Origin of the sequence: Micromonospora sp. NPDC049101, assembly GCF_040648675.1 — a bacterium.
Lineage (GTDB): Bacteria > Actinomycetota > Actinomycetes > Mycobacteriales > Micromonosporaceae > Micromonospora.
Map to the genome: position 1 here is coordinate 379,998 of NZ_JBEZED010000001.1, position 26,566 is coordinate 406,563.

Below are 26,566 nucleotides of genomic sequence, written 5' to 3' on the forward strand. Positions count from 1 at the left end.
TATGACCGATAGGTTCATTCTGAAACGCTGGCGGCACGGCTGGCACGGTGGACGCGGGAGGAGTTGCCTCGGCCGAGGTGTGCCGACAGGGCGCCCCGATGGGCGCCGAGGTCATCGCGTGCCGGCTCCGGGCGTGCCGAGGGCGTGCAGCGCGGCGGCGGTCACCGGATCGGCGGGGAAGAATGCCTCGACGGCCAGCCCGGCGACTGTGACGTCCAGCGGGGTGCCGAAGAGGGTGGTGGTGCTGATGAAGGACAGCTCTCGCTCGCCGTGGCGGTACCGCAGTGGGATGACGACACGCGACCGGTCGTCGCTGGTGGGCGCCACGACGTCGTCGCCACTGGGATAGCCGCGAAGTTCTTCGAGCAGGTCGGACAGGACCGGGTCGGTGGTCGTCGCGGCCTGCTGACGCAGGCGTGCGAGCAGGTGGGCCCGCCAGTCGGGCAGGTTGATGATTCGCGACGCCATGCCGTCGGGGTGCAGGCTGAGCCGCAGCACGTTGATCGGTGGGGTCAGCAGGTGAGGTTCCGCGCCGGCGGTGAACAGGGCGACGGCGGGGTTGGCCTCGACGAGCTGCCAGTGCTGGTCGACGAGTACCGCGGGGTACGGGCTGTGCCCGTCGAGCATCTGCCGTACGGCGGTCCGTAGCGGGGCGAGTTCCGGGTCGCTCAGCTCCTGACTGGGATAGGCGGGGGCGTATCCGCCGGCGAGCAGCACCGTGTTGCGCTCCGCCAGTGGCATGTCGAGCTGCTCCGCCAGCCGCAGGATCAGGTCCGGGCTCGGCCGGGACCGTCCGGTTTCCACGAAGCTCAGATGCCGGGCCGACATCCCGGCCCCGATCGACAGGTCGAGCTGACTCAACCCACGGGCTCGACGCCAGTCGCGCAGCAGTTCCCCCACCGCCCGGCCCGGCCTGGTCCTGGTCGTCACTCCCTGACCCTAGTGACCACAACGGGGTACGCCCTATTACCTGCGACGTAATCGACAGCGAGCGCCGGCACTCGCGATCATTTCCGGCAAGGCCACGACCCGTCCGCAACGAAGGAGAACCATGACCGCGTACGCGCTCGCTCATCTGCGCCGGGCACCGGTCCATGCCGAGGTGCTGGAATACCTGGAGCTCATCGATGCCACTCTGGTGCCCTTCGGTGGCCGGTTCATCGTCCACGGTGGGCCGGTCGAGGCGCTGGAAGGTAGTTGGTCGGGCGACCTGGTCATCGTCGAGTTTCCCGATTCGGCCAGTGCCCGATCCTGGTACCACTCGCCCGCGTACCAGGAGATCAAGCCCCTGCGGACGAGGCACCTCGCGGGCGAGTTGATCATCGTCGAGGGAGTCGACGCCGACCACAGCTCAGCGGAGTTGGCTGCCGCGCTCCGACGGGCCGACGGTTCCTAGCGTCGGGATCAGGGCATCGGCAGGGCGCGGCCCTCGGGGGCGGGCAGGGAACTGGTCCCGGTCGGCGAGCGACCGGGACCAGCGGGTGACGCCTGTCAGGAGGCGGCGATGCCCTCCATGCCGATACCGTTCTCGAACTTCGGCAGGCCCTCCACGGTGGTGACGAGCCTCAGCGAGCCGTCCTTGTTCACCTCGTAGCCCTGCACGTTGCCGGCGGTGGCGTTCTGCACGTACAGGAAGCCGTCTTCGGTGGTCATGTCGATCGACCCGCCGTTGGTGTCGGCGGCGACGTTCTTGACGATCTCGAGCTTGCCGTCGTCGTTGACCAGGTAGGAGCTGATGGTGGAGCTGCCGGCGTTGGCGACGAAGAAGTAGTCGCCGACGCGTTGGATCCAGCACGGCGCCAGCTGACCGTTGGGCACCGACTCGCCGACCTGGTCGAGCGTGCCGTCGTCCTCCAGCTCGAACCGGCTGACCGCGTTGGCGCCCGACTCGGTGACCAGCAGCGAGTCCTCGCTGTCGAAGGTGAAGCCGAACGGGGTGTTCCCCGCGTCGCTGATGACGGGGTTCGAGGCCAGCTCGCCGTGGCGACCGATCTCGTAGCTGAACATCACGTTGGCGCCCTTTGTCGACACCAGGACGAACTCGCTGTCCGGGTCGATCTTGACCTGCGCCGGGGCGGTGCCGAACGCGGGCGGGTTGCCGTTGTGCAGCCCGAGCGACCGGTTGGCGTCCTCGATCCGCGACAGGTGGCCCTTGCGCACCTCGAAGCCCTGTACCGAGCCTTCGCCACCGGCGTTGAGGACGTAGACGAGATCGCCACGGGCCGCGATGCTGACCGGCAGCAGGCCCCCGGACCAGATGACCTGGAGCTTGTGCAGCTTGGTGCCCTCGACACCGAAGACGGTCACGGTGTTGCTGCCGGCGTTGACGGCGAAGAGCAACCCCTTGTGGTAGATCAGGGAGCCCTGCGAGGCGAGCGCGTCGAGCGGCGCGCCGATGGTGAAGCCGCCCAGCCCGCCCGTCTCGTACTCACCCGCCTTGGTGAGACGGCCGTCCTCGTCGCGGTCGTACACCTTGATGGTGTTGCCCTCGGCCTTGTTGGTCTGGACGAAGACCGCGCCCTCGTCGTCGCCGTGGTGGTTGTCACCCCCCTTGCGGTCGTCGTGGTAACCGGGGCCGCCACCGTCGGCGAGAGCCGTTCCGGGGACCGAACCGACGCTGGTCAGACCCGCCAGGAGGGCTGCCGCGAGCGCAACGCTGCGCTTCATCACTGACTCCTTTACGCCCACGAAGGGAGGAATACGAGTTTTCCTCTGCTTCGAAAGCTATCGGAGGATGTAGTCGTGATGGGTACTCTTACCCTAAAGCGGTAATTTTGTACCGTTGTGTCGAATGAGCAGACGTACGCGCCCGGATGGCATATCGCAAAGCGGACGGTGATGGCGCGCAAGGGCCACCGGATGGGATGCTGCACCGGTGATTCGCCGACACGCCGTCCGGCTCGGGCTGGCGATCGCGCTACTCGCCGGCTGCTCCGAGGCGGCGTACCCGCTGCCGGACCGAAACTCGGCTGACGTTCAGGCTGAGGAGGAACGGCTCGTGACGCTCCTGCCCAGCGAGTTGCTGGGCGGACCAGGCACCTGCAAGGTCCGACTGCTCGGGCGCGACGGCTCTTCCTCGTTTGCGTGGGCACACTGCGATGCAGCCCCGGGGGCCGAGGGCGGCTGGAGCGTCTCCGTGCCGGTGCGAGTGGACGGCGATCGCGTAACGCAGCCCGGCGACGGAAGCGAATACTCCGCCAGTGTGCGCCGCATGTTCCCCGAGCGGCTGGCAAGAGTTGTTCTCGACGATCACGGCAAGCTGCGGCCCTGACGGTCTCGGATGGCGACGGCATCGCTGCCGTTTCGCGGATCTGGGGCGCGGCGCGGGGAGGTCCGAGGCCGGCTTTCGCCTCCTACCCAGGGAGGAGGCCCGCTCCGACCGCCGGCCGCAACCGGGGCTCGCGGTCGGACGCTTTCGAACCGACCGGCCACGAGCATCTACAGGCATGACTACCGTGCTGCGTCGGGCGACGCACTGGAACCGCCCACTGATGGTCCTGGTCTCCGTGATGGCGGTGCTCACCGTCATCGCCGCGGTTGGCGTCTTCGCCGACTCGCGCGTCCTCACCGGGGCGCCGATCTGGCTCAAGCCGTTCAAGTTCGGGGTGTCCTTCGTGCTGTACGGCGCGACGCTCGCCTGGATGCTCTCCCTGCTGCCCCGCCGCAGCCGGGCCGTCGAGAGGGCGGTCGTTATCATCGTCGCGGTGGCGGTCGTCGAGAACGCGTGGATCGTCGGTCAGATGCTCCGCGGGGAGACCAGCCACTACAACATCTCCACCCCCCTGAACATCGTGTTGACCGCGTCGACGGGCCTGGCGATCATGTTCCTGTTCTTCGCGCACCTCGTCATCGGGATCGTGGTCCTGATCCAGCGGATTCCCGACCGGGTCGCCGCGACCGCCGTCGGGTGGGGCCTCGGCCTGTCCCTGCTGGGCATGCTCGCGGCGGTGCCGATGGTGCTGCCGACGCAGGACCCGGGGATCGAGGGGATCAGCGGGGCGCACAGCGTCGGTGTGCCCGACGGCGGGCCGGGTTTGCCGATCGTCGGCTGGAGCACCACGGGTGGTGACCTGCGGATCGGGCACTTCGTGGGGTTGCACGCCCTCCAGGCGCTGCCGATCCTGGCGATCCTGCTGACCCGGTTCGCCACCCGGCTGGACGCGCGTACCCGCGTCCGCCTGCTGGTCGTCGCGGGCAGCGCGTACGGCGTACTCATCGTGTTGTTGACCTGGCAGGCGCTGCGCGGGCAGCCGCTGCTGCGCCCGGACGCCGGCACGCTGGCCGCGGTCGCGGCCCTGGTGGTCGCGACGGCGGCCGCCAGCGGGCTGGTGCTGGCCCGCCGACGCCGCCCGGAACTGGCGTTGGCCGCGTGACCGAGACGCTCTTCTCCCTGACGTTCACGGTGGCCGCGCCGTTCTGGGCGCTGATGATCCTGCTGCCGCGCTGGTCGTGGACCGCCCGGATCATCTCCTCGCCGCTGATCGTGCTGCCGGTCGTGGTGATCTACGCCCTGCTGGTGATCCCGGCGTTCGGCGACGTGCTGACGGCCGTGCGGTCACCGACCGTGGACGGGGTGCGTGACCTGCTCGGCACCTCCACCGGAGCGGCGGCGGGCTGGGCGCACATGATCGCGTTCGATCTGTTCGTCGGGCGCTGGGCCTGGTTGGACAGCAGGGAACGGGGGGTGCCGGCGCTGGTGATGGCCCCGGTGCTGCTGCTGACCATCCTGCTCGGACCGCTGGGCCTGGCCGCGTACCTCGCGGTCCGGCCCCGGTGGCGGCGACCGTCGGCTGCCGCCACCGGCGCGCAGCACCTAGGCTGACCACCGTGGGATGGCCGGGGCGACTGTTCGACATGCGGGACACGCTCGTGCGGATGGTGCTGCTCGACCTCAGCGGGATCTGCTACCTGATCTTCGTCCCCCACTCCACCAGGACACCGAACGGGACACAGTGGACCCTCGCGGTGCTCGCGTTCGTGGTGGCGCTCGCGACACACCGTTGGCCGGTGGTCAGCCTGCTGACCCAGGCCGCCCTGCTGGTGGTCGCGATCGGCCTGGTCGACGACTTCACGATCAACCAGGTCGGTGCCAGTTGGGCGCTGCTCGAGGTCACCATGCGGGCACACCGCCCCCGGGTCATCTGGCTGTCCGCCGCGTTGCTGGTCGTGGTCGACCTGATCGACTCGATCGGCGCCCCGGCCAACCAGGTCGCCTCCGGGGTCGTCGGGCTGGCCCTGGAGGTCGGCGTGCCGGTGCTGCTCGGCCTGGTCATCCGCACCAACCGGGAGTTGAGTCGGCAGGCCGTCGAGCGGGCCGTGGCCGAGCAGCGCCAGCACCAGTCGGAGCACCGCGCGGCGCGCGCCGACGAACGCGCCGCCATCGCCCGCGAGCTGCACGACGTCGTCGCGCACCACGTGGCGTCGATGGTCCTGCGGGTCGGCGTGGCCCGGCACGTGCTCACCGACCTGGACCCCCGGGTGGGCGAGGTGTTCGACGACGTGCACGGCACCGGCACCGCGGCGCTGGCGGAGCTGCGCCGGCTGGTCGCGGTGCTGCGCGACCCCGACGGGGTACGCGGTGACGCGGCGCTGACCGCGATCGAACCCTCGGCGCTGCCGGCGGCGATCGGCGCGTCCGTCGACCGGGCCCGCCAGGCCGGTGTCACAGTGGAGGCCGACCTCGATCCGGCGATCGGTTCGCTCGACGCGGTCCGCGGCATGGCGGTGCTGCGACTGACCCAGGAGGCGCTGACCAACGTGGCCAAACACGCGGGGACGTCCGCGTTCGCCCACCTCGTGGTCGCCGTCCGCGACGATGCCGTGCACTGGGAGGTCGCCGACAACGGACACGGTGGGGTGCCGGTGGGCGCGCCGACCGGTGGCGGGCACGGCATCACCGGGATGCGCGAGCGCGTCGAGGTTCTCGGCGGTCGACTGGAGGCCGGCCCGACACCGACGGGGTGGCGGGTGCGCACCGTGCTCCCGGCCCCCGCCGAGCCGCCCGCCCGCCCGGTGCCCCGCGACCGCACGGCCCCCGCCGGTTCGCCCGCGCCGGAGCCGGCGTGATCCGGGTGCTGCTGGTCGACGACCAGCACCTCATCCGAGCCGGGCTGCGCATGCTCTGCGACGCCCAACCTGACATCGAGGTCGTCGGCGAGGCCGACAACGGCCGCGAGGCGATCCCGCTGGCCGGGCGGCTCCTGCCCGACGTCGTCGTCATGGACCTGCGCATGCCCGGAGTCGACGGGATCACCGCGACCAGCCGGATCCTCGCCGACCGCCCCACCACCCGCATCCTGGTGCTGACCACGTTCGGCGACGACGACCACCTCTACCCCGCCCTGACCGCCGGCGCCTGCGGGTTCCTCCTCAAGGACGCGCCGCCGACCGAGCTGCTCGACGGCATCCGCCGGGCCGCCGTCGGTGACAGCCCGTTCAGCCCGGAGGTGCTGCGGCGTCTCGTCCAGCGCGCGGTGCACGCCCGACCCGAGACACCACGGCTGGTGCAGGGTCTGACCGCCCGCGAACGCGACGTCCTGGACCTGGTCGCCGAGGGCCTGTCCAACACCGAGATCGGCGACCGGCTGCACATCGGTGTCACCACGGTGAAGACCCACATCACCAGCCTGATGACCAAGACCGACAGCCCCAACCGGGTACGCCTCGCCCTGTTCGCGCGCGGCGTCTAACGGCCGCACGCGTAGCCCTGCATGCCCCGGGGGTTGGCACCGGCGGCCAGCACGCCCGTCGACGGATCACGGGTCACCGCGCACAGCCGGCCCAGGCTCCATCCGTCGGTGACCCGCACCTCGTGCCCGTACGCCCGCAGGGCCGCCCGCACGCCCTCGTCGAGCCGGTCCTCCACCACCAGGACGCCGGGCTCCATCTCGCGTGGATAGAACGACCCCGGCAGGCTGAGCGTGTGCCAGGCCGGCGCGTCGATCGCCTCCTGCAGTGGCTGACCGGCGACGAGATGCCGCAGCAGGAACGGCAGCTGCCACTGGTCCTGCTGGTCGCCGCCGGGTGTCCCGCAGGCCAGCACCGGCTCCCCGTCGCGGTGCACCATCGTCGGGCTCAGCGTCGTACGCGGCCGACGGCCCGGCGCCAACGACGAGGCGAGCCCCTCCTGAAGCCAGCACATCTGCAACCTGCTGCCCAGCGGGAAGCCGAGGTCGGCAATGGTCGGCGAACTCTGCAACCAGCCACCGCTGGGCGTCGCGGAGATCATGTTGCCCCAGCGGTCGACCACGTCCACGTGGCAGGTGTCGCCACGGGTCACCCCGTCCGCGCGTACGGTCGGCTCCCCCGTCGTCGGGTCCGTCGCGTGCGTACGTCGCGCGGCGTCGGGTCGGGCCTGGGCCGGCAGGCGGGGCCGCAGCCCGTCGGGGCGCCCCGGCCGCACCTGCGCCGACGCGCGATCGCCGATCAGGGCCGCCCGCTGGCGCGCGTACTCCCGGGAGAGCAGCGCTTCGCCCGGCACGTCGTGGCCGTCGCCGTACCAGGCCTCCCGGTCGGCGAAGGCGAGCTTGAGCGCCTCGACCTGGGCGTGCACTCCGGCCGCGGTGTCCGGGTCGTAGGCGCCGGGATCGTCGAGCGCGTCCAGGGTCGCCAACGACTCCAGCAGCACCGGGCCCTGGCCCCAGAAGCCGGTCTTCGCCACCGAGTAGCCGTGCCAGTCGAGGGTGGCGGGCGCCTCCCAGGTCGCCGAGTACGCCGCCAGGTCGTCGCCGGTGACCAGCCCGGCATGTGGCCGTCCGCTGGAGTCCTGGAACGGCTGCCGGCTGAACGTGTCGATCGCCTCGGCCACGAACCCCGTACTCCAGGCGCGGCGCGCGGCCTCGATCTGCGCCTCCCGGTCGGCGCCGGCCGCCCGGCCCGCCTCGACCAGCCGGCGCAGGGTGTCCGCGTACGCCGGGTTGGTGACCAGCTCCCCCGGCGCCGGTGGCCGGCCGCCGCGCAGCCAGAGGGCGGCGGAGGTCGGCCAGTGGTCCTCGAACAGCGACCGGACGGCCGCCACGGTGGCACCGACCTGACCCACCACGGGATGGCCGGCGCCGGCGTAGCCGATGGCCGGCTCCAGCACCTCGGCGAGGGTGCGTGTGCCGTGCTCGCGCAGCAGCAGGAGCCAGGCGTCCACGGCACCGGGTACGGCGGCCGCGAGCGGCCCGGCACCCGGGATGAGATCCATCCCGAGGGACCGGAAGTGCGCGATGGTGGCGCCGGCCGGTGCGGGCCCCTGCCCGCACAGCACCGTCGGCCTGGGGTCCGCCGCGGTGGCCACGATGGCCGGCACCTCGCCGCCCGGCCCGTTGAGGTGCGGCTCGACGACGTGCAGGACGAACCCGGCGGTGACCGCCGCGTCGAAGGCGTTGCCTCCGCGTTCCAGGATGCCCATGGCCGACTGGCTGGCGAGCCAGTGCGTGGAGGAGACCATGCCGAAGGTGCCCCGCAACGTGGGTCGGGTGGTGAACGTCATGAGGACACCTCACTCGCAGCCGCGGTGCGAACGCAAGACCTGCCGGCCGGTGCTCAGTGCGCGGGCCGGGCCCGGCCGCCTCGGACGAGACTGAGCAGGACGACCAGGGCGAGCACCGCCACCACCGCGCCGAAGATCTCGCCGGCGGGACGCAGACCGATGCCCTGGATCAGCAGACCGACCCCGACGGCGGGCACGCCGAGCATGGCGAACAGGATGGCGAAGAAGGTGGACACCGCCTCGGCCCGATGCTGCGGTTCGGTCTTCGTCGTGATCGTCGCGATGCCGTCGCCGACCGCCACCCCGGACGCCACCCCGATGATCGCCGAGCTGACGAGCAGCGTCGCCAGCAGGGCCATCCACATGCTGACCGCGAGCAGACCAGACCCCACGATCAGACCGACGCAGGCGCTGGCCAGCGCGGCGCGCGAGGACAGCACACGGGTCAACAGCTGACCGAACGCGGCACCGGCGAACGCCACGAAGACCACGAGCGCGGCCAGGGTGTGCGAGGTCTCGTGCAGGACCATGCCGAGGAACAGCCCGGTCACCGACGTGAGTACGCCGAGCGCGGCGAAGCCGGCCCCAGCGGTGATCGCCGAGCGGACGAAGGCGCCACGGATGTTCGCCGGGATGCGCAACCGTTGCACCCGCAGCGTCACCGGCGAGCGCTCCCGCACCGTCTCCGGTACGCCGCGCAGGGCGATGATCGCGGCCACCGCCAGGACCAGCACGATCAGCCAGGGCAGCCGGAGCGGGTCGGGTGCCACGTCCGACACGATCCCGGACAGCAGGGTGCCGGTGGCGAGGCCGCCCAGGTTCGCGAAGATCGACACGGTGGCGGCCCGCTTCGGATGCCGTGGGCTGATCAACTCTGCCAACGCCGCGGTCGCCGCACCGATGATCAGCGCGGCGGAGAAGCCGGCGAGGATCCGACCCACGATGATCATCGCCAGGTCCACGGCAGCCAGGAAGACGGCGTCCGCGGCGACAGAGAGCAGCAGCGCGACGAGGATGACCGGGCGGCGGCCGATCTGGTCGGAGAGCCGACCGAAAACCAGCAACCCGACGACCACGCCCAGCGCGTACAGCGCGTAGACCACTGTCACGGTCAACGACGAGAAGCCGAACTCCAGCTCGTAGAGCGGATAGAGCGGAGTCGGCACGGTGGTGCCCACGAGCGTGATCCAGAAGGCGAACGCGACACGCACCGCGCCGGACGCGGACCGCGCCACTGCGCCGTCGGCGCGGCTGGCCTCGGACATGATCAGTCCCCCCGGGCTCGGACCCCTGCGTGCGGGCCGCCGAGTCCCGCACTCTCCCCGCCGCGGCTCCGGTCCCCGCGTCCAGCATGGGTCGTGATCGTGGCGCAGGTGCGGTAACGGCCCGAAACGCCCGCATCGGGTGGCACCCGCCCGGCGGTTGGTCGCCGGCACCGGAGACCCGGCCCGGTGGCCAACCGCCAGGCGGTCGTCCCGCTACGCCGACACGTGCGCCACCCCGGGCCGGCCGCTCTGCACGTAGACGCTGGCCCGCGTCGCGACCGGGGCGCCGGGCACGTCGACGTACGGCACGACGCGGTAGTCGGTGCGCATCTCGCGACGGCCGAGGTGCACCACCTGGTATCCACGCTGGGAGTTGTGGAACTTCATGTGCGGGTTCTCGGCCAGCCAGGTCACCCCGAGCGCGTCCGTGTCCGTGCCGTTGCCGCCCGAGCTGATCGAGGTGCCGAGGAACTCGGTACCGATCGTGCGGGAGGCCGGGTCGGCGAAGTTCAGCTTGAGGTCGGCGGCAACGCTGCGGTGCGCGTCGCCGGTGACGACGAGGAAGTTCTCGACGTTGCGCTTCGCCAGACCGTCGAAGAGCCGCTGCCGGGCCGCCGCGTACCCGTCCCAGGTGTCCATACCGAACGTCTCCGTCGGGCCGTCGGTGTGGTCGGCCTCCATCGCGAAGACCTGGTTGCCGAGGACGTTCCAGCGTGCGCGCGACGCGCCGAGGCCGGCCAACAGCCAGGCCTCCTGCTTGGCGCCGAGGATCTGCCGGTTCGGGTCCCAGCGCAGCGACTGGTCGGTGAGCTGCTGGTCGCGGAACCGCCGGGTGTCGAGCACGTCGAGCTGGAGCAGGTCACCGAACGTCAGGCGGCGGTAGACCTGCATCTCCGGACCCTTGGGCATGGACGAGCGGCGCAGCGGCAGATTCTCGTAGTACGCCTGGTAGGCGGCGGCCCGGCGCAGCCGGAACACCGCCGGGTCCTGGTCCGGCTCGGTGTCCGGCTGCGAGTGGTCACCGGACCAGTTGTTCTCCACGTCGTGGTCGTCCGGGGCGACCACCCAGGGTGCGGCCCGGTGCGCCGCCTGGAGTGCCGGGTCGAGTTTGTACTGCGAGTAGCGGATCCGGTAGTCGGTCAGCGCGAACGTCTCCGCCGCCGGGACGTGCGGGCGACCGATCGTGCCGGCGCCGGCTCCCTCGTAGATGTAGTCACCGAGGTGGACCACCAGGTCCAGGTCCTCCCGGGCCAGGTGCTCGTACGCGGTGAAGAAACCGTCCGTGTACGCCTGGCAGCTCGCGAACGCGAACGTCATCGACTGCAGGCCGGCCCCCGGCCGCGGGGCCGTACGCGTGCGCCCGACCGGGCTGACCTGGCCCGCGACGCGGAACCGGTACCAGTACCCGCGGTCCGGCCGCAGGCCGTGCACCTCGGCGTGCACCGAGTGCGCCCAGTCGCCGGTGGCACGCTCCACGCCGTGGCGCACCACCCGGCGGAACCGCTCGTCCTCGGCCACCTCCCACCGCACCTGCACGGCGCGGTCGGGCATGCCGCCGAACCCGTCGAGGGCGAGCGGGTCCGGTGCCAGACGGGTCCAGAGCACGACGCCGTCGGGCGACGGGTCGCCGGACGCGACACCGAGGGTGAACGCGTAGCCGGGCAGGCTGACGTGGTCGCTCGACGCGCCGCTGCTCGCCGAGGCGGGCTCGGCCGCGAGGAGCGTCGCGCCGGCGGCGACACCTCCGAGGGCGAGGAAGTGACGACGCGGCAGCGTCCGGGGTGAGTGCGACATGGAGGGATACCTTCCGGAAGGCAGACGGTGTTGCCGTGCTTTCCTGATCCCAACTGTCCGACATGACGCCCGCCGGAACACCCCGTGAACAGGGCCGGGGCAATCCGCCGGGAGCCTGCCGGGGGCGAGCCGGACGGCCCGCCCCCGGCTGACCTGCTGCCTACTTCGCCTTCGGCGAGGCGTAGCCGACAATGCTGGTGTTCGACGGGTACCACTTCACGTGGGTGACGCCATCGGATTGGTTCCCACCGACAACGTAGAAGTAGCCCTTGTCCACCGTGTCTGGGTAGTACGAGGTGACGATGGCAACGTGATCCGTCTCGCCGCCGTCATAGTTGATAACCACAGCGTCGCCCTTGCGGGGGATATAGCCGCTACCCCTGGAGTGCCAGGTGCCATTGTTGTTGCCATAGGTGATGAAACTTGATGAGTGCGGCGTGATCCCCGAGTATTCGGCCGTGCCCCAGTAGAAGGCGTACTTCGCGAAGTCCGCGCACCAGGCCCGGGAACGCCAGCTCACCGGCATTGATTGCTTGACACCATCGCTGTACATGGTGCCCGAGGTGGTCTTGGCGGGGCTGCAGGCGGCCGAAGCGTGGCTGGTCCTGCGGTCGTTGTCCGCGTCGGTCCAGAACCCGGTGTAGTAGTTGCAGTTTGCGTTGCCGGCCTCCGATCGGCGGACCGAAACCGTTGAGCTGGTGGAGGTGTACTGCTCCCAGGCGATGTTGCCCACGTCGATGCCGAGCTGGGTGTCACCGGCGGCGTAAGCCGTGCCCGTGCCAATGAACGTGGCGGACGCCGCCGCGACTGCGGCAACCAGTGCCGCACGAATTGCTTTTCTCACGGATGTCTCCTGTATGAAGTGTCCAACGGGTGATGGTGGCCGGTTCAGAACCGGTAGCCGCATGCGCGGTGGGTGTGGGCATCGCTGGTGCGGACCTTGAGGCAGACGCCGATCCCGTGGGAGCCGCGCCCCTCCTCCGTCAGGACCGTCCAAAGTCTTCGCCGCGTCGCTTTCATCAGTGCCCTTTCCGGAAGGTTGTCTGTGCGATCAAGGCTTACCTGGACGATCACGTCCGGCAATGGGTCGCTCCAGTCCCGGACAGGCGGAGCACTGTCCGGGCAGGCCAGGAGCTTGTCCGGCCTGCCCGTCCGGACGGTGCCGCTAACGCAGATTGATCTCGGTGGTCACCTCGGGCAGTATGGAGACCCATGGATGCGGAAAGTGTTCGGCCGGACGCAGTTCGTGACAAGGCCGAGTTCGTGCAGCTCCTGCGGCTGATGAAAGATCAGTCGGGGTACACGTTCCGGCAGCTCGAGCACCGGGCGGCAAGCCACGGCGAGGTTCTGGCCCGCAGCACCGTAGCGGACATGTTGGGTCGGCCGGGCCTGCCTCGCGCGGAATTGCTGGCGGCCTTTGTTCGTGCGTGCACGGGGGACGACAACCAGGTTGCCGCCTGGTTGGCCACCCTCAATCGGTTGGTCAACGAAGCCGACGCGGCGAACGGGAATGAGGCACCGCCCGGGCAATCGGCTCAGGTCACCGATCAGCATGCTCCCGAGCGGGCCCGCGCCGTCCTCTGGCGTACTTTGGTCAGGGCCGCCGCAGGTGTGACCGTGGCGGCGCTGCTCGCAGTGGGCGGTTGGCTGTTGGTCCGCGACACCGGAGAGTCGCCGCGTGCCCGGGAAGCTGGCCCGGCGCCCAAGAGCCGGCTGGCGCTGCCCGCCGGTGGCAGTGTCGTCCGCATCCACCCCGCGCGGACACCGGCGCTCTGCCTGACCGAGGGGCGGGAGCACACCGGACGCTACGACGGGGCCGTCGCGGTGCAACGATCGTGCGAGGACGCCGAGCCGCCCAGGACGCTACTCGTGCCGGTCGACGGAGATCGCTTCCAGATCAAGTGGAGCCACCCGCAGCACGGAGTGGGTTGCCTGACCGTGCTGGCCAGCGGCTCCGCGGCGGGCATGCTCGAACCCTGGAATGACTGCGCAGCCGGTGGGCCAACGCAATTGTTCCGGGTCGAGTCGGTCGCCGCTCCGCTGGAGGGTTACCGGCTCCGGCCCGTGCACAGCGAGCTCTGTCTCGGCATTCGTGGCGGCGAGACGGTCAGTGGTGCCGAACTCGTGCAGGAGCCGTGCACAGGCGAGGGCGATCAGACGTTCCGCGTTGACGTCGTGGCGTCCGCTTCCTGAACCGGCGGGTGGGATATACGCCGGGCTCGCTGGCGGTGGCCGATCATCGTGTTCTGACCCGGAGACGACAACGACCCCGCGGCCGTGCGGTCAGGTCGCCGGGCCGCTCTCCCGACGCCCGGGATCCCGAGGGTGGTATTCGGGACGGAGCTTCGCACTGGCGAACGCCCCCTTGACCGCCGCCGAGAGCGCCGCCATGTCGTACGCGCCGTGGTGCCGCCGGCCGTTGATGAAGAACGTCGGGGTGCCGGTGACACCGCTGAGGTCGGCGGAGTCCACGTCCTCGGCGACCCGGTCGACGCCCATCCGCTTCACCATGTGCTCCCGGAACTCATCGAGGTCCAGGCCCAACTGTTCGGCGTAGCCGAGCACCTCGGTGGGGTCGAGGGCGTCCTGGTGTGCGAGCAGCAGGTCGTGCATCTCCCAGAACGCGCCCTGCGCCCCCGCCGCCTCGGCGGCCTCCGCGGCGAGTTGGGCATGGGAGTGGACGTCGGTGAGCGGCAGGTGCCGCCAGACGTACCGGACGTTGGCGAAGTCGGCGAGCAGTTCCCGGACCACCGGCTCGGCCTGACCGCAGTAGGGACACTCGAAGTCGCCGTACTCCACGACCGTCACCGGTGCCTCGACCGGCCCGCGCATGTGGTCGCGCCGCTCGTCGACCGGCAGCATCAGGTCGACGATCCCCTCGGTGACGCCCAGCAGCGCCCGGGTACGCCGTGCCGGCGACATCCGCCCGGCCGAGCGGAACACCAGCCAGGTGACGAGGGACGCGCCGAGGGTCGCGACGAGGATGCCGAGTTTCGCCTCGTCCAGGGCGGGGCCGCTGAGGGCGTGGGTGGCGATCAGGAGGGCAACGGTGAACCCGATGCCGGAGACCGTGCCGACCCCCGCGACGGCGAGCCAGCCCACCGGCGGCCGGAACCGGTTGCCGGTCAGCCGGGCCACCAGCCACGAGGTGGCCACGATCCCGGCCGGCTTGCCGACGACGTACGCGACCACGACGCCGAGCGTGACCGGCGAGGTCACGGCCCGGGCCAGCAGCTCACCGTCGACGACGATTCCGGCGTTCGCCAGTGCGAAGAGCGGCACGACCACGTAACTCGCCCACGGATGGTAGAGAGTTTGCAGCCGATCGTTCGGCGACACCGCCGAGGTGAGCCCGGCCCGGGCCATCCGGGCGAGCTGCGGGGTGGGCTGTTCCCGGAAGAGACGGAACTGGTCGCTCGCCCGCTGCAGGTCGTCGCGACCGGGGACGTAGGCGTAGGTCAGCAACCCCATCACCAGACCCACCGCGACCGGGTCGACACCGGATTTCGAGACGGCGACCCAGGCCGCCACCCCCAGCAGCGCGTAGACCGGCCCGAGTCGCACACCGCAGCCCCGCACCAGCAGGACGAGGGCGAAGATTCCCACCGCGACCAGCAGCGCCATCGGCGACGGATGCTTCGGGTAGGCGATCGCCAACACCGCGATCGCCAGCAGGTCGTCGACGACGGAGACGGTCAGCAGGAAACCCCGCAGCCGATCGGAGAAACGCGGCCCGAAGACGGCCAGCGCACCGAGCGCGAGCGCCGTGTCCGTGGCCATCACCACACCCCAACCCGCGGCGGTGCCACGTCCGGCGTTGATCGCGAGATAGATCGCGATCGGCAGGAGCATGCCGCCGAAGCCGGCCAGCATCGGCAACGCCAGGCGACGGCGCTCCCGCAGCTCGCCAATGTCGAACTCGCGGCGCAACTCCAACCCGGCCACCAGGAAGAAGAAGGTCATCAGGCCGCTGTTGACCCAGGTCCGCAGGTCGTGCGACACCGGCCAGTCGCCAAGCTGGACCGAGAACGACGTGCCCCAGACCGACTCGTACGACCGGACGTGCAGGTTGGCCCACGCGAGAGCCACCACCGCGGCGACCAGCACCACGCGGGCACCGCCGGTCTCGGTACGCAGGAACGCGCGCAGCGGAGCGTTGAACCTCCCCTCCCAGGCGGTCCGGCTGCTCCACCCCCGCAGTGGTCTGCTGCTCGTCACGGGGACAATCCTTGTCGAGCTGATCGGCACGCGGTTCGGATTCGCGTACGCCGTGCCTGTTGCGTCGATCTTGCACGGAGGGCGGCCCGTCCTCGTCGACCACCCTGAGGGGCACGCACGCAGCGCCACCGGTTGGTAGCGTGCCGGTGATGTCGCCGGTTCCTGGGGAGGGTCGACATGTGGGTGGACGACGCCGCGCTCGACACGGCCGAAGGCCGACTTGACGAGTGGGAATCATCGCTCGCCGCGCGGGCGGAACGAGCCAGGACCCTGTCGGCGACGATGCGGGAGCTGACCGGCACCGCCCGCAACGCCGATCGCACTGTCCACGTCACCGTCGACTCGACCGGCCTGCTCATCGACCTGCGGCTCGACGAGCTCAGCCGGCAGCAACCCGCGGCGCGCACCGCTCGGCAGATCCTGGAGACCACCACCGCCGCGCGCGCCGACCTGCTCCGACAGGTCAGCGACGCAGCCACGGAGTCACTGGGCGACGACGCGAGCACCCGGGCGATCATCGACTCGTACCGCAGCCGGCTCCTCCCCGACCAGGGATCAGACGATGCCCGCCGGTGACGGCATCGAGGTCGACCCGGACGACCTCACCGCCCACGCCGCACGTCTCGATCGCTGTGCCAGCAGCCTCGACACCGCCCAGCAGGCCGGCCAGCACGTCCGGTTGGGCACCGACGCCTACGGGCAGCTCTGCGCGATGATGCCGGTGCTGCTCGACGGCCTGCAGCGCACCCTGGTCGACGGCATCGGCTCCGCCGCCGGGTCCGTGCGGGACACCGCCGGGAGGCTGCGGACCAGCGCGGACCGCTACCGACACTCGGACGCCCACGCCAGGCAACTGCTCGACGGGGTGCGGCAGCAGCGGTGACGTCCAATCCACTCGTCGCCGCCGCTGCGGACACCCCACCCAGCGCCTGGGCGGGGGTGTGGATCTGCGAGGACATCGAACTCATCGCGCAGGGCGTCCGCAACGGCAGTTGGGTAGACGGCAGCCTCGGCATCGTGAGCGCGAGCCTGGACGCCCTCGCCTTCGTCTCCGACCCGGTCGGCGCCCTGCTCCAGTACGGGATTGCCTGGCTCATCGAACACGTCAAGCCCCTCAGCGAGGCACTGGACTGGCTCGCCGGCGACCCCGCGCAGATCACCGCACACGCCCAGACCTGGCGCAACGTCGCCGCCTCCCTCCGCGACGAAGCCGCCGAACTGGCCCGCACCGTCCGCACCGACGTCGCCGGCTGGGGCGGAAGTGCCGGCCCCGCCTACCGGGGCTGGGCCGCCGAACAACAACAGGCCGTCACCGGCCTCGCCCAGGGCGCCGACACCATGGCCGCGATCACCGAAGGCGCCGCCGGCCTGGTGGCCGCCGTCCGGCTCCTGGTCCGCGACGCCATCGCCACCTGCGTGTCCCGCCTCATCGTGTACGCGGGCGAACTCGTCATCACCGGTGGACTGGCCGCGCCGCTGGTGGTGGAGCAGGTGACGACGTTGGTCGCGTCGTGGGGGGCGCGGATCGCGCGGCTGCTGCGCGGGCTGCTGGCCAGCCTGCGGCGGCTCATTCCGGAGATGCGCCGGCTCGGCGACCTCATCGAGAAACTCAAGCAGGCGTTGGGGCGACTCCAGCAAGGTGAGTCGCCGCCGAGCCGGCACGCGCCAGAACCTGAGCCACCTCGCGAGACCCCAGGCCATACGGTTACGGAGCAGCAACGAGTCCACGATCTCGGCATGGATCCGGCCACCGGGAGATTTCGTCCGGGCGAGGCGGAGACGGCGGCCCGGTTGGAGCAGGAAGTGGGCGTGCGGCTGCAGCGCGCTCCGGCGGACTCCTCTGCCGACTGGGTCGATGACGCCGGGCGGACCTACGATGCGGTGGGCAACTTTCCGGCCCAGTTCTTTGACCGCCAGTGGCCGCAACTGCAGTATCAGATTGAGCGACATCTAGACAAAGCAGACCTGGTGCCGGTGGACGTCGTGCAGTTCAACCCGGAACAGGTAGCCCGTATCGAGCAGTTCATTACGGACCGGAACCTCGGTCCACGAGTATTCATCGTAGGGAAATAATGGCTGGCCTCATTGTGCTGAAACCCGGTGTCGACTGGACCGCGACCGGAGGACTGTTCGACTGGACGCTCGAGTTCGTGATCTCCCGCCTCTCGGACCGGCAGACCGCCAACCACCTGCAGGAGATCGTCGACAACAATCTCGGCTCATTGTGGATCGACGAGTTACCCGCTGCAGCGCAGCAGGAGATCGTCAGCCACCTGCGCAACGGACTCGTGACGGCTGGCGAGCGACAACTGCCGGAAACCGAGCACAAGATCGCCGTCATCCAGCATCTTCAGGAGCTGGTCAACGCGACCTACTCAGCCGGTTTTCCGGAATCGAGTGACCCCGGCAGTCAATGATGTCGCGTTGGTGGGGCAACCATCGGAGGATGCGGACATGGGAATGATGGTGACCGCGCGACGTGTCGAGGCGGCTGCGGACGAGATCCGATACGAGTTCGGTTTGGGCGGCAAGTTCGACCGGATCCTGACAATCGATCCACGCACCCTCGGCACCCAGATCGATGATGGCGATGTCGATTCCGCCGCCGGTGCTATCACGGCAAAGATCGTGAAGGCTTGGCGGTCCAGCGGCGAGTTCCCGACAAGGATGCTGTTCGCAAGCTGACGTCAGCCGGACCGTCAGGCGCTGGTGAGGCGGCCGTCCTGGTCGACGCGGAGGCGACCGCTGGTCACGGCGACCTGCAACCCGTACCGGAGTAGCTTGTCGATCTTTTCGGTGCGTCGGCGGTAGCCGAGCCGCTCCAGGCCGGCGCGCAGCAGCCGCTCCTCGTCCATGCCCGGTACGCCCTCCAGCGCGTGCACGAGAGCGTTGGCCACCTCCTCCGGTGGCACCTCCTCGAACGCGCGGTCGTTGCTCGCCTGAGTGACCCGGTACGCGCGGTACGTCTGCGGATCGACGCCCTCGGGCCAGGCGTACCGGCTCACGGTCGGGTGCGTGTGCAGTCGCCGGGGGTCGACGAGCGCGAGTACGGCGATACGTCTGTCCTCCCGGGTCCGGAGGAAGCCGAACCGCGCGAGGGCGAGGCGTGCGAGCCGGTGCTGCTCGATGGGCCCCTCTGCCTCGATGATCTCGCGGAGTGCGGTCCGCATCAGCTCACGTACCCGTTGGTCGGTGGCCAGGAGGTCAAGGTCGGCCTGGTCTCCGAGCGAGGTTGGCAGGTACGCGACGAATGGGGTTGCGGTGCTGGTGTCGGCGGCGCCCGGCGTGACCTGCACCGCGGCGAGCGCGGTGACGGGTGGCGCCGACACGCCCGGGAGGGGCTCCTCGTCCGCCGCGAGACGCGGTTGCGGCAACTCGGCGGCCGGTGTCGAGGGTTGCTGCTCCACGTCCGTGACGGAGCGCGGCCGCGGCAGCTCGATGCCCTGCGCGACCGCCGACGAGCCGAGGTCCGGCTGGTCGGTCGCGAGGGCGTCGGCCTGGGTGAGCGCTTCGTCGACCCGGTCGAGCAGCGCCGACCGGTCGCGGATCCACGCCGGCAACCAGAACCGCACAACCTGCGGCCACCCCATGATCGAGCGGAGGAGCGCGGGCGCCGAGTCCCGGTCGGCCACCGTGGGGCGGGCACTCCAGTCCGGGCCGTCGAGCATGACGGCCACCTGCCAGCGTGGTGCGCCTGGTCTGCGTACGGCGATGTCGACTGTGAAGTCGGAGAGGCCGTGCGAGGTGCGGACCTCGTGGCCGCGCTCGCGCAGGGCCGCCGCCACCTCCTCGCGGATCCGACTGCGCCGCTGGGTGCGGTCGGTGGTGAGGTCGCCCAGGCGGTCCGCGCCGGCGGCGGCCATCTCGCAGTACGCCCGCAGGTGCTGGGTGCCCAGCGCGGACGTGCGGGACAGGTCGATGTCGGACGGGTCGAAGGAGGAGTAGAGGACGACCTGACGGCGGGCACGGGTGATGGCCACGTTGAGCCGCCGCTCGCCGCCGGCCTGGCTGAGCGGCCCGAAGTTCAGCGGAAGCTGGCCGGTCTCCGGGTTGGTGGAGAAGGCCAGCGAGAACAGGACGACGTCGCGCTCGTCGCCCTGCACGTTCTCCAGGTTCTTCACGAAGATCGGCTCCGGCACCGCGCCGGAGAGGTGCTCGCGGATGATCGGATCGGTGCTCTCCTCCAGCAGGTTGAGGATGAGGTCCCGCTGCTGGATGTTGAAGGTGACCACGCCGACGGACTGGGTGGCGGTCGCCGGGTCGTGCAACCGCCGGGTGATGTCCGCGAGGATCGCCCGCGCCTCGACCTCGTTGGTCCGGGACCCACCCCGGTCGTACTGGCCGTCGACCCGCCGCCAGGTGACCCCGGCGGAGCTGGCGGCGCCGGGCGACGGGAGGCTGGACAGCTTGTTGTCGTAGTAGTAGCGGTTGGAGAAAGCGATCAGTGTCTCGTCGTGGCTGCGGTAGTGCCAGGACAGCCACCGTTGCGGCAACCCCGACTCGACGGTCTCGCTGAGAATGCTCTCCAGGTCCTCCAGCACCGGCCCGTCGCCCTCGTCGACCTCGTCGACGGCGTGGCTGGCCTGCATGATGCTGCTCGGCGGCATCTGCCGGGAGTCGCCGACCACCACCACGGCGCTGCCCCTGCCCATCGCGCCGATCGCCTCGGCCACCCGGATCTGCGACGCCTCGTCGAAGATGACCAGGTCGAAGCGCTGGCTCCCCGGTGCCAGGAAGTTCGCCGCGGACGCGGGGCTGACCAGCACACACGGGGTCAGCGCCAGCACCGCGTCCGGGTACTGCTCGAACAGCTCCCGGAAGGACCGCCCACCCCGCTTGCGGCGCAGCTCCGCCGCGAAGTCCGCGAAGCGGCCCCGCCGGTCGGTCGGGCTGAAGGGGCGGCGGCGCACCAGCACCGACGGCAACTGTGTCGGCAGCGCGGCCCGCAGCTCGCCGGCCGCCGCCTCGAACTGGCTGATCTCGTCGTCGTGCAGCTCCGGGTCGAAGTACTGCAGGCCGCCGGCCCGTACCCGTTCGGCGAGGGACGCCGTCGCGACTGACCGCCGGTAGACCTCCTCGGCGAGGTGCGCGGGCACCTCGACGCGCAGCAGCTGGTCCCGAAAGTCGGTGAGACCGGCGGAGGTGAGCACGTCGGCGTGCGTCAGGACGGTCGCCCAGCGGCGCAGCGGGAACAACTCCTCGCTTTGCAACTCGTGCAGCCAGGTCGCGCCGTCGCGCTGCCAGGCGTCGGTCCAGTGCGAACCGGCGGCCCACAGGGTCAGCTCGGCCGCACCGGAGCGCAGCACGCCGCGCCAGGCCCGCCACCGCGAGGCGAACCGGTCGAGCATCCCCGCGTCGACGTCGGTGAACCGGCCGTGGAACAGCTCCCAGGCCCGCGGGTGCCGGGCCAGGAGCGTCCGGCCGACGTAGGTCGCCTCGACCGCCTCGGTCAACCGCTCCGGTGCGTGGGGGTCGGTGGGCTGCCACCGCGACAGCAGCAGTCCGCCGACAGCGACAACCTGCTGGTGGAGGGCCGCCGCCTGGGCCTGGGCGGCCACCAGCCGACCGGTGGTCACCTCCACCCGCTCGGCGTCGAGGGTCGCACCGGCAACCAGGTGTACGGCCAGCCGGTCCACGATGGCCTGCCACCGCTTGCGTTTGCCGAACAGCCTCCTGGCCACCTCCTGCGCCTCGGCGTGCCAGCCGGCCAACTCCGCACGGGCGAACACGTCCGGCCGGAAGGTGGCCAACTCATCGGCGAAGCCCTGCCGGAACGCCGCCAGGTCCGACTGGAGCCGGGCCACCGCCTCATCCCACCGCCGGTCGCTGGCGCGCAGGGTGGTCTGCCGGTCCGGCAGCAGTCCGCGTACGGCGAGCCAGGCGCCCGCCTGCAGCTCGCTCACCGTCTCCGGGGCGGGCAGCGTCCGCAGCAACTCCACCAGGTGCGGGTGGGCGGCGAGGTCGGCACGGAGGCGTTCGAGCTCGGCGGCGATCTCGGTGACCGCGGCGCCGTGCAACCCGTCGAGGGTACGGCAGCCGCTGAGCGCCCACGGGTGCGCGGCCCGGAGTCGGGCCGACCGTGCGGCCGCCGGGAACTCCCGCAGGGTCGTCTCCACCTGCGCGCGTGCCGGGGCGGGTGCGTGCAGGTGAGCCACCGGGATCGGGGCGACGGGGCCGTCGGAGTACGCCAGGGTCTGCTCGTAGGACGACCAGAGTGACATCCCGGCGGGGTTGGTGGTGTGCACCTGGGCCGGGTACTCGGTCAGCGGGGCGAGCCGCGTCCGGTAGGCCGTCTCGACGGCCGTCCACATGCCGTCGCCGCCGCGGTCGTGCTGGTCGAGCGCGTCGCGCAGCTGCTGGCGGATCGCGTTGAGGGACTGCTTGCGCCCGTGCAGGTCGAGCGCGAACGGCCCGAGGCCGACCTGCTTGAGGCGGCGCTTCACCACCTCCAGGGCGGCCTGCTTCTCGGCGACGAACAGCACCGACCGGCCCGCGCCGACCGCCCGGGCGATCATGTTGGTGATGGTCTGGGACTTGCCGGTGCCCGGCGGGCCCTCCAGGACGAAGGAGTGGCCCCGTTCGGCGCGCACGATGGCCTGCATCTGCGACCCGTCGGCGGGAATGGGCAGGTGCAGGACGGCCTCGTCGACAGCGATCTCGACGTCGTGCTCCGGGCGGGCGGGATCGTCGAACGTGGCGCCGGAGGACTCGACCAGGTGCCGGACGACCGGGTTCTCCATGAAGCGGGGCCAGTGGTCGGTGAGGTCCCGCCACATCTGGAAGGTGGAGAACTGCAACAGCCGAAGGCTGGCGGTCTGGTCGATGCGGTAGTTGAGCCGGTTGTCGAGCAGCCCGGTGTTGATCGCCGCGAGGGTCTTGGCGATGTCGATGCCGTGCTCGTCGAGGACCGGCCACTCCAGCTCCGGGATGCGGACGTTGTGCTTGACCCGCAACCACTCGACCAGGCAGTGGTTCGGGCTGGCGGCCTCGGTGCCGTCGATCACCATCGCGTACGGGCGACGACCGGTGCCGCCCTCGATTCGCACCGGCAGGAGGAACAGCGGCGCGTACGCCTCTCCCCCGGTCGCCTTCGTGTGCACCAGGGTGCCGATGGTCAGGTAGAGGTAGTTGCTGCCGGTCTCCTGCTCCATCGTGCGTGCCTCGCGCTGCAGCGCGCGCATCGCGGTCTTGTAGCGGGCGTCGGTGACCGCGCCGTAGACCCGCCGGTCGGTACGCAACTCCCGGGTCAGGATCTCGGCGTCGAGGTCCTGCGCCCGGCGTGTCCCGGCCAGCTCGTGCACGTGACTGATGTCGTCCTGCGGGATGACCTGCACCTGACGACCATCGTGGATCAGGTCGTCGAGCAGGGCCAGCGCACCCGCCGGCACGTGCAGGTCCAGCCCACGGCCACGCCTCGGCAGGTTGAGCAGCGGGTTACGCAGGCTCAGGTCCAGCAGCGACTTCTTCCACTGCTGCACGCGCGCCGGCGACCCGTCGGACCGCTGCGGCACCTCCTCACCCTCGTCGGCGAGCTGACGCAGCTTCGCGGCGGCAACACCGGGCGGAAGATCGAGGGACGCTGTCGTCTCTGGCGTCGCCTCGGCGCCTGTCTTTGGCGTCGCCTCGGCGCCTGTCTTTGGCGTCGCCTCGGCGTCAACCGCGGCGGGCGCGATCAGTTCGTCGGACGACGGCAGCGGGCGGATCCCCGAGCGGTGGGCCAGGTGCACGTCGACGACGCCCTGCATGCGTTCGCCGTCGCCGCGGAAGTGGGCGAGCCCGACGCGTACCGCCTCGGTAAAGGTCGCCGACTGCGCGCCCGGCCCGATGCGGGTCAGCTCGACCGGCACGGCCCGGCCCGAGTCCACCATGGAGATCAGCAGGTTGGTCTCGGTCACCGCGGCCGAGCCCAGCCGTTCCTCCTCCAGCAGGAAGCCACCGAAGGCATGGCCCGCGCTGATGAAGATGAGCGGGTGCAGCCCCGCCGCCTCAAGACACGCGGCGTACGTGACGGACAGGTCGAGGCAGTTGCCGAGCCGCCCATCGAGCACCGCGGCTGTCGTCCGTACCTTCTGGCCGGTGTTCTCGAAGGACGCCGGCAGGGTCTGGTAGGTGATCTCACGTTGGCGCAGCGCCTCGTAGACGGCGCCGGCGATCAGCGCCGCCCGCTCCGAACCCTCCTGGTAGCCCTGCAACGAGCCGGAGCCGGTCCTCGCGAGCAGGAGCTGGGCGGCTGCCCGCAGGACCGCCTCCACCGCCCGGGTGTTCGGTTGCACGAAGGCCGCCAGGCTGTCGTACAGGGCGGGGCTGTTGAACCACTCGTTGTGCGCCAACACCCGCGACGGGGCAACCAGCCGCAGTGTCTGCTCCTGCGCCTGCACCCGGAGGGTGTAGTCGACCGGGAACGCCTCGTCGGTGCGGTACAGCAGCACACGGTCGGGCGTGAAGTCGCGGAAGTCGTCCCAACTCGTGCTCGCCCCGGGCCGCAACGGCGCGGCGAGGGTACGGGTCCACGGCTCGGTCAGCGCACCGTCCGGGCCCCGCAGTTCCAGCGTCAGCGTGACATCGGTCAGCGGCACCGCGCCTCGGTTGACGAGCGTGAGGTGACGGACGAGCGGCACCCGGTTGTGCACCAGGGCCGCGTTGATCGCCGGCTGCACGAGCAACCCGACGTCGAGCTGGTCGTCGGCGGCGGTGAACTGCGCGAAGACGCTGTCGGACATGGGCGTTTCTCCAGGTGGGGAGACCGTGGAGAGCCAGCCTAGCGGTCGACCAACCTGTGTAGAGCGCCCAGGCACTCCGCCTCCCTCATCGGCGCAAGCGGCGGGTGCAGTCGCCGTCGTGGCCGTCGCGCAGGAGGCAGCGCCGACCGCCAGGCAGCCGTAGGTCGCAGAAGACCCGGTGGCGGAGGAACTGCTGATCCTCCTCGGAGACGGTGGTCTCCCCCGGATCCGCCATCGGCAGCACCAGCAGCCAGCGACCGATGACCCGGGCCAGGCGTTGCGCGGCGGGCAGGTCGGTGGCGACAACGGCAGGTGGATGACGTACCGCTGGCTCATCGGGCCGGGCCCCGCTCGTTGCGGGCGTCGGCCTGATCGGCCTGCCCGCGACGCAGGCCGGCCTTGATCCGGGCGGTCTCGCGTCGGCTCTCGGCGAGAGCGGCGTAGACGGCGGCCATGTCGACGGCGACCCGGTCGAGGAAGGCGTAGACGTCGTCGGGGTTCAGACCGCGACGCCCGAGCCGGGTCGGTGGGAACCGGCGCTCGCGCACCTGCCACGGCAGCAGACCGGTGTACGCGGTGGAGCGGTGGGTCATGCCCCTGGTCGGTGACCCTGGTCGCTGGTTTCTGGGGTTCATGTCTGCCTGCCTTCCGGATGCGGAGGGGCGAGGGGTGCTCGGGAAGCACGGCGGCCGTTCGGGGGGACCGGCCGAGCGCCGTGCTGTGATCAGCCTGCGACAGTCCGCAGTCGAAACGCAACGTTCTAAACCGCAATTTCGCTGTTGTGCATTGACTTTCTTTGCTGAAACCCGTAGAAGTTGCAGGAGCAAGTCACGCAGCGTTGCGTCATGGAACCAGGGAGTGTACGGATGCCCGACGACATCGGATCGACAGTGCCGCGCCGGCAACTCGGCCGGCTGCTGCGACAGTTCCGCAACGAGGCCGGGGTGACGCTCGACGCCGCCGCCGAAGCCCTGGAGTACAGCCGGCAGAAGATCTGGCGCCTCGAATGCGGCCAGGGATCGGTCCGGGTGCTCGACGTCAAGGCCATGTGCGAGCTGTACGGAGTGTCGCCCGAGATGACCGAGGCGATGCGCGGGCTGGCCGTGGAGACGAAGTCGAAGGGCTGGTGGCACGCGTACGGCGACGCCGTGCCGAACTGGTTCGAGCTGTACGTGGGGCTGGAGTCCGCCGCCGCCCGCCTCCGTCGTTACGACGAGTCGCTCATCCCGGGGCTCCTGCAGACCAAGGAGTACGCCCACGCGCTCTATCGCCTCGGTGGGATGCTGAGCGAGGAGGATCGGGAGCGGGCGGTACAGGTCCGACTTCAACGGCAGGCATTGCTCTTTCGACGATTGCCGGCAGCTCCCAGGCTTGAGTCCGTGCTGTCTGAGGCGGTACTCCGCCGTGGCGTTGGCGGCTCGCCGGTCATGACCGAGCAGCTCGCACACCTCGCCAAGCTGTCCGAGCTACCGAACGTCAGCGTCAGGGTGCTGCCACTGTCGGTCGGCCCACAGCCCGGCGCGGTTGCGGGATCCTTCGTGATCCTCGACTTCCCGACGACCAAGGGAGGCCGTGCCGCGCCGGAGCCGTCAGTGGTCTACAGCGAGTCGTTGACCGGGGCGCTCTACCTCGACAAGCCCGACGAGTTGGCCGCCTACGAGCGCGTCTGGCGAGGCCTGGATGCGCTGGCCCTCGGCGAGGCAGAATCGACTGACATGATCAAGCGGATCGTTGGGGAGATGCGGCATGACTGACCTGACCGGCGCCATCTGGCGCAAGAGCACCCACAGTGGAGACAACGGCGGCGACTGCGTCGAGGTTGCCGACAACCTCCCCGGCATCATCGCCGTGCGCGATTCAAAGCACGCCGCAGGACCGCAGCTCACCTTCACCGTGCAGGCGTGGGCCGACTTCGTCGGGGCCACCAAATGCGGGGAAGGCGTTAGTTCGGACTCAGCGGGCATCGCCGGCGCACAGGGGTAAGGATCAAGACGGTGAGTTGGCCGCTGTCCATCAATCCGACTGCGACTCACGATCCGTTTGGATCCAGCTCCACACTGATGCATGGCCTGCTCGGACGGCACGCCACATGA

23 protein-coding genes and 1 pseudogene are annotated in these 26,566 nt (G+C 70.6%); 14 read left to right on the top strand and 10 right to left on the bottom strand.

Annotated elements, in window-relative coordinates; translation table 11 throughout:
• Positions 1–111: 111 nt before the first annotated feature.
• Positions 112–930 carry a helix-turn-helix transcriptional regulator gene (locus AB0B57_RS01750; protein WP_357064025.1) on the bottom strand — a complete coding sequence of 273 codons (819 nt, stop codon included), beginning with the start codon at positions 928–930 and terminating at the stop codon, positions 112–114.
• A gap of 121 nt (positions 931–1,051) precedes the next feature.
• Between AB0B57_RS01750 and AB0B57_RS01755 the strand changes: the two genes are divergently transcribed.
• Positions 1,052–1,396, top strand: coding sequence for a DUF1330 domain-containing protein (locus AB0B57_RS01755; RefSeq protein ID WP_357064027.1), 345 nt, complete (start codon positions 1,052–1,054; stop codon positions 1,394–1,396).
• 95 nt (positions 1,397–1,491) lie between these two features.
• Here the strand turns inward: AB0B57_RS01755 and AB0B57_RS01760 are convergent, their stop codons facing one another.
• Entirely contained in the window at positions 1,492–2,667 is a 1,176-nt protein-coding gene (locus tag AB0B57_RS01760; RefSeq protein WP_357064030.1) for a beta-propeller fold lactonase family protein, read from the bottom strand.
• A 208-nt stretch (positions 2,668–2,875) separates the two neighbouring features.
• On the opposite strand from AB0B57_RS01760, the gene AB0B57_RS01765 reads away from it, so the two are divergent.
• From AB0B57_RS01765 to AB0B57_RS01785, 5 genes are all read left to right on the top strand, one after another.
• Entirely contained in the window at positions 2,876–3,271 is a 396-nt protein-coding gene (locus AB0B57_RS01765) for a hypothetical protein (RefSeq protein WP_357064033.1), read from the top strand.
• 175 nt (positions 3,272–3,446) lie between these two features.
• The gene (locus tag AB0B57_RS01770) at positions 3,447–4,373 is read left to right on the top strand and encodes a hypothetical protein (protein ID WP_357064036.1); all 927 of its coding nucleotides are present in this window, start codon (positions 3,447–3,449) and stop codon (positions 4,371–4,373) included.
• The gene (locus AB0B57_RS01775) at positions 4,370–4,822 is read left to right on the top strand and encodes an ABA4-like family protein (RefSeq protein ID WP_357064039.1); all 453 of its coding nucleotides are present in this window, start codon (positions 4,370–4,372) and stop codon (positions 4,820–4,822) included. The genes AB0B57_RS01770 and AB0B57_RS01775 overlap by 4 nt, the downstream gene beginning before the upstream one ends.
• A 5-nt stretch (positions 4,823–4,827) precedes the next feature.
• Positions 4,828–6,066 (top strand): histidine kinase, encoded by a 1,239-nt coding sequence (locus AB0B57_RS01780; RefSeq protein WP_357064043.1) that lies wholly within the window; start codon positions 4,828–4,830, stop codon positions 6,064–6,066.
• Positions 6,063–6,689, top strand: coding sequence for a response regulator transcription factor (locus AB0B57_RS01785; RefSeq protein WP_357064046.1), 627 nt, complete (start codon positions 6,063–6,065; stop codon positions 6,687–6,689). Before AB0B57_RS01780 ends, AB0B57_RS01785 begins: the two co-directional genes overlap by 4 nt.
• Here the strand turns inward: AB0B57_RS01785 and AB0B57_RS01790 are convergent.
• The 4 genes from AB0B57_RS01790 to AB0B57_RS01805 form a co-directional block, all read right to left on the bottom strand.
• Entirely contained in the window at positions 6,686–8,476 is a 1,791-nt protein-coding gene (locus AB0B57_RS01790) for a gamma-glutamyltransferase family protein (RefSeq protein ID WP_357064049.1), read from the bottom strand. The two genes, AB0B57_RS01785 and AB0B57_RS01790, sit on opposite strands and share 4 nt — an antisense overlap.
• A gap of 53 nt (positions 8,477–8,529) precedes the next feature.
• Positions 8,530–9,741, bottom strand: a complete 1,212-nt coding sequence (locus AB0B57_RS01795) for an MFS transporter (protein ID WP_357064052.1) — start codon at positions 9,739–9,741, stop codon at positions 8,530–8,532.
• Between the two features lie 213 nt (positions 9,742–9,954).
• Positions 9,955–11,535 carry an alkaline phosphatase D family protein gene (locus AB0B57_RS01800; RefSeq protein WP_357064054.1) on the bottom strand — a complete coding sequence of 527 codons (1,581 nt, stop codon included), beginning with the start codon at positions 11,533–11,535 and terminating at the stop codon, positions 9,955–9,957.
• Positions 11,536–11,695: 160 nt separating this feature from the next.
• Positions 11,696–12,379, bottom strand: coding sequence for a CHAP domain-containing protein (locus AB0B57_RS01805; protein WP_357064056.1), 684 nt, complete (start codon positions 12,377–12,379; stop codon positions 11,696–11,698).
• A gap of 368 nt (positions 12,380–12,747) precedes the next feature.
• Here AB0B57_RS01805 and AB0B57_RS01810 point away from each other — a divergent pair, with 368 nt between their 5' ends.
• Positions 12,748–13,728 carry an RICIN domain-containing protein gene (locus AB0B57_RS01810; RefSeq protein WP_357064060.1) on the top strand — a complete coding sequence of 327 codons (981 nt, stop codon included), beginning with the start codon at positions 12,748–12,750 and terminating at the stop codon, positions 13,726–13,728.
• A gap of 90 nt (positions 13,729–13,818) precedes the next feature.
• Here AB0B57_RS01810 and nhaA read toward each other — a convergent pair whose 3' ends face one another.
• On the bottom strand, positions 13,819–15,753 hold the full coding sequence (gene nhaA / locus AB0B57_RS01815) for a Na+/H+ antiporter NhaA (RefSeq protein ID WP_357064063.1): 1,935 nt from the start codon (positions 15,751–15,753) through the stop codon (positions 13,819–13,821).
• A 177-nt stretch (positions 15,754–15,930) separates the two neighbouring features.
• Between nhaA and AB0B57_RS01820 the strand changes: the two genes are divergently transcribed.
• From AB0B57_RS01820 to AB0B57_RS01840, 5 genes are read left to right on the top strand one after another with little or no spacing between them, the layout of a single operon-like run.
• Entirely contained in the window at positions 15,931–16,329 is a 399-nt protein-coding gene (locus tag AB0B57_RS01820) for a YbaB/EbfC family DNA-binding protein (protein ID WP_357064065.1), read from the top strand.
• Positions 16,316–16,636 (top strand): type VII secretion target, encoded by a 321-nt coding sequence (locus tag AB0B57_RS01825; RefSeq protein WP_357064069.1) that lies wholly within the window; start codon positions 16,316–16,318, stop codon positions 16,634–16,636. Before AB0B57_RS01820 ends, AB0B57_RS01825 begins: the two co-directional genes overlap by 14 nt.
• Positions 16,633–17,826, top strand: a complete 1,194-nt coding sequence (locus AB0B57_RS01830) for a WXG100 family type VII secretion target (RefSeq protein ID WP_357064072.1) — start codon at positions 16,633–16,635, stop codon at positions 17,824–17,826. Before AB0B57_RS01825 ends, AB0B57_RS01830 begins: the two co-directional genes overlap by 4 nt.
• Positions 17,826–18,170, top strand: coding sequence for a hypothetical protein (locus AB0B57_RS01835; protein WP_357064075.1), 345 nt, complete (start codon positions 17,826–17,828; stop codon positions 18,168–18,170). Before AB0B57_RS01830 ends, AB0B57_RS01835 begins: the two co-directional genes overlap by 1 nt.
• Before the next feature lie 37 nt (positions 18,171–18,207).
• Positions 18,208–18,438 carry a hypothetical protein gene (locus AB0B57_RS01840; RefSeq protein ID WP_357064077.1) on the top strand — a complete coding sequence of 77 codons (231 nt, stop codon included), beginning with the start codon at positions 18,208–18,210 and terminating at the stop codon, positions 18,436–18,438.
• Positions 18,439–18,452: 14 nt separating this feature from the next.
• On the opposite strand, the gene AB0B57_RS01845 is transcribed toward AB0B57_RS01840, so the two are convergent.
• From AB0B57_RS01845 to AB0B57_RS01855, 3 genes and pseudogenes are all read right to left on the bottom strand, one after another.
• On the bottom strand, positions 18,453–24,473 hold the full coding sequence (locus AB0B57_RS01845) for a DUF4011 domain-containing protein (RefSeq protein ID WP_357064080.1): 6,021 nt from the start codon (positions 24,471–24,473) through the stop codon (positions 18,453–18,455).
• 85 nt (positions 24,474–24,558) lie between these two features.
• Positions 24,559–24,809 (bottom strand): annotated as a pseudogene (locus AB0B57_RS01850) (hypothetical protein).
• Positions 24,806–25,108: a DivIVA domain-containing protein gene (locus AB0B57_RS01855; RefSeq protein ID WP_357064083.1), complete on the bottom strand. Its 303-nt coding sequence runs from the start codon at positions 25,106–25,108 to the stop codon at positions 24,806–24,808. Before AB0B57_RS01855 ends, AB0B57_RS01850 begins: the two are co-directional and overlap by 4 nt.
• A gap of 231 nt (positions 25,109–25,339) precedes the next feature.
• Between AB0B57_RS01855 and AB0B57_RS01860 the strand changes: the two genes are divergently transcribed.
• Together AB0B57_RS01860 and AB0B57_RS01865 are read left to right on the top strand one after the other, a co-directional pair.
• The gene (locus tag AB0B57_RS01860; protein WP_357064087.1) at positions 25,340–26,227 is read left to right on the top strand and encodes a helix-turn-helix transcriptional regulator; all 888 of its coding nucleotides are present in this window, start codon (positions 25,340–25,342) and stop codon (positions 26,225–26,227) included.
• The gene (locus tag AB0B57_RS01865; RefSeq protein WP_357064089.1) at positions 26,220–26,456 is read left to right on the top strand and encodes a DUF397 domain-containing protein; all 237 of its coding nucleotides are present in this window, start codon (positions 26,220–26,222) and stop codon (positions 26,454–26,456) included. The genes AB0B57_RS01860 and AB0B57_RS01865 overlap by 8 nt, the downstream gene beginning before the upstream one ends.
• The last annotated feature ends 110 nt before the right edge of the window (positions 26,457–26,566 follow it).

Bases quoted from the DNA above. Each gene is read 5' to 3' on its own strand.
- AB0B57_RS01860 (WP_357064087.1), top strand. From the start codon at position 25,340: ATGCCCGACGACATCGGATCGACAGTGCCGCGCCGGCAACTCGGCCGG.
- AB0B57_RS01855 (WP_357064083.1), bottom strand. From the start codon at position 25,108: ATGAACCCCAGAAACCAGCGACCAGGGTCACCGACCAGGGGCATGACC.
- AB0B57_RS01770 (WP_357064036.1), top strand. From the start codon at position 3,447: ATGACTACCGTGCTGCGTCGGGCGACGCACTGGAACCGCCCACTGATG.
- AB0B57_RS01760 (WP_357064030.1), bottom strand. From the start codon at position 2,667: ATGAAGCGCAGCGTTGCGCTCGCGGCAGCCCTCCTGGCGGGTCTGACC.
- AB0B57_RS01800 (WP_357064054.1), bottom strand. From the start codon at position 11,535: ATGTCGCACTCACCCCGGACGCTGCCGCGTCGTCACTTCCTCGCCCTC.
- AB0B57_RS01840 (WP_357064077.1), top strand. From the start codon at position 18,208: ATGGGAATGATGGTGACCGCGCGACGTGTCGAGGCGGCTGCGGACGAG.
- AB0B57_RS01820 (WP_357064065.1), top strand. From the start codon at position 15,931: ATGTGGGTGGACGACGCCGCGCTCGACACGGCCGAAGGCCGACTTGAC.
- AB0B57_RS01790 (WP_357064049.1), bottom strand. From the start codon at position 8,476: ATGACGTTCACCACCCGACCCACGTTGCGGGGCACCTTCGGCATGGTC.
- AB0B57_RS01810 (WP_357064060.1), top strand. From the start codon at position 12,748: ATGGATGCGGAAAGTGTTCGGCCGGACGCAGTTCGTGACAAGGCCGAG.
- AB0B57_RS01795 (WP_357064052.1), bottom strand. From the start codon at position 9,741: ATGTCCGAGGCCAGCCGCGCCGACGGCGCAGTGGCGCGGTCCGCGTCC.
- AB0B57_RS01865 (WP_357064089.1), top strand. From the start codon at position 26,220: ATGACTGACCTGACCGGCGCCATCTGGCGCAAGAGCACCCACAGTGGA.
- AB0B57_RS01825 (WP_357064069.1), top strand. From the start codon at position 16,316: ATGCCCGCCGGTGACGGCATCGAGGTCGACCCGGACGACCTCACCGCC.
- AB0B57_RS01835 (WP_357064075.1), top strand. From the start codon at position 17,826: ATGGCTGGCCTCATTGTGCTGAAACCCGGTGTCGACTGGACCGCGACC.
- AB0B57_RS01845 (WP_357064080.1), bottom strand. From the start codon at position 24,473: ATGTCCGACAGCGTCTTCGCGCAGTTCACCGCCGCCGACGACCAGCTC.
- AB0B57_RS01755 (WP_357064027.1), top strand. From the start codon at position 1,052: ATGACCGCGTACGCGCTCGCTCATCTGCGCCGGGCACCGGTCCATGCC.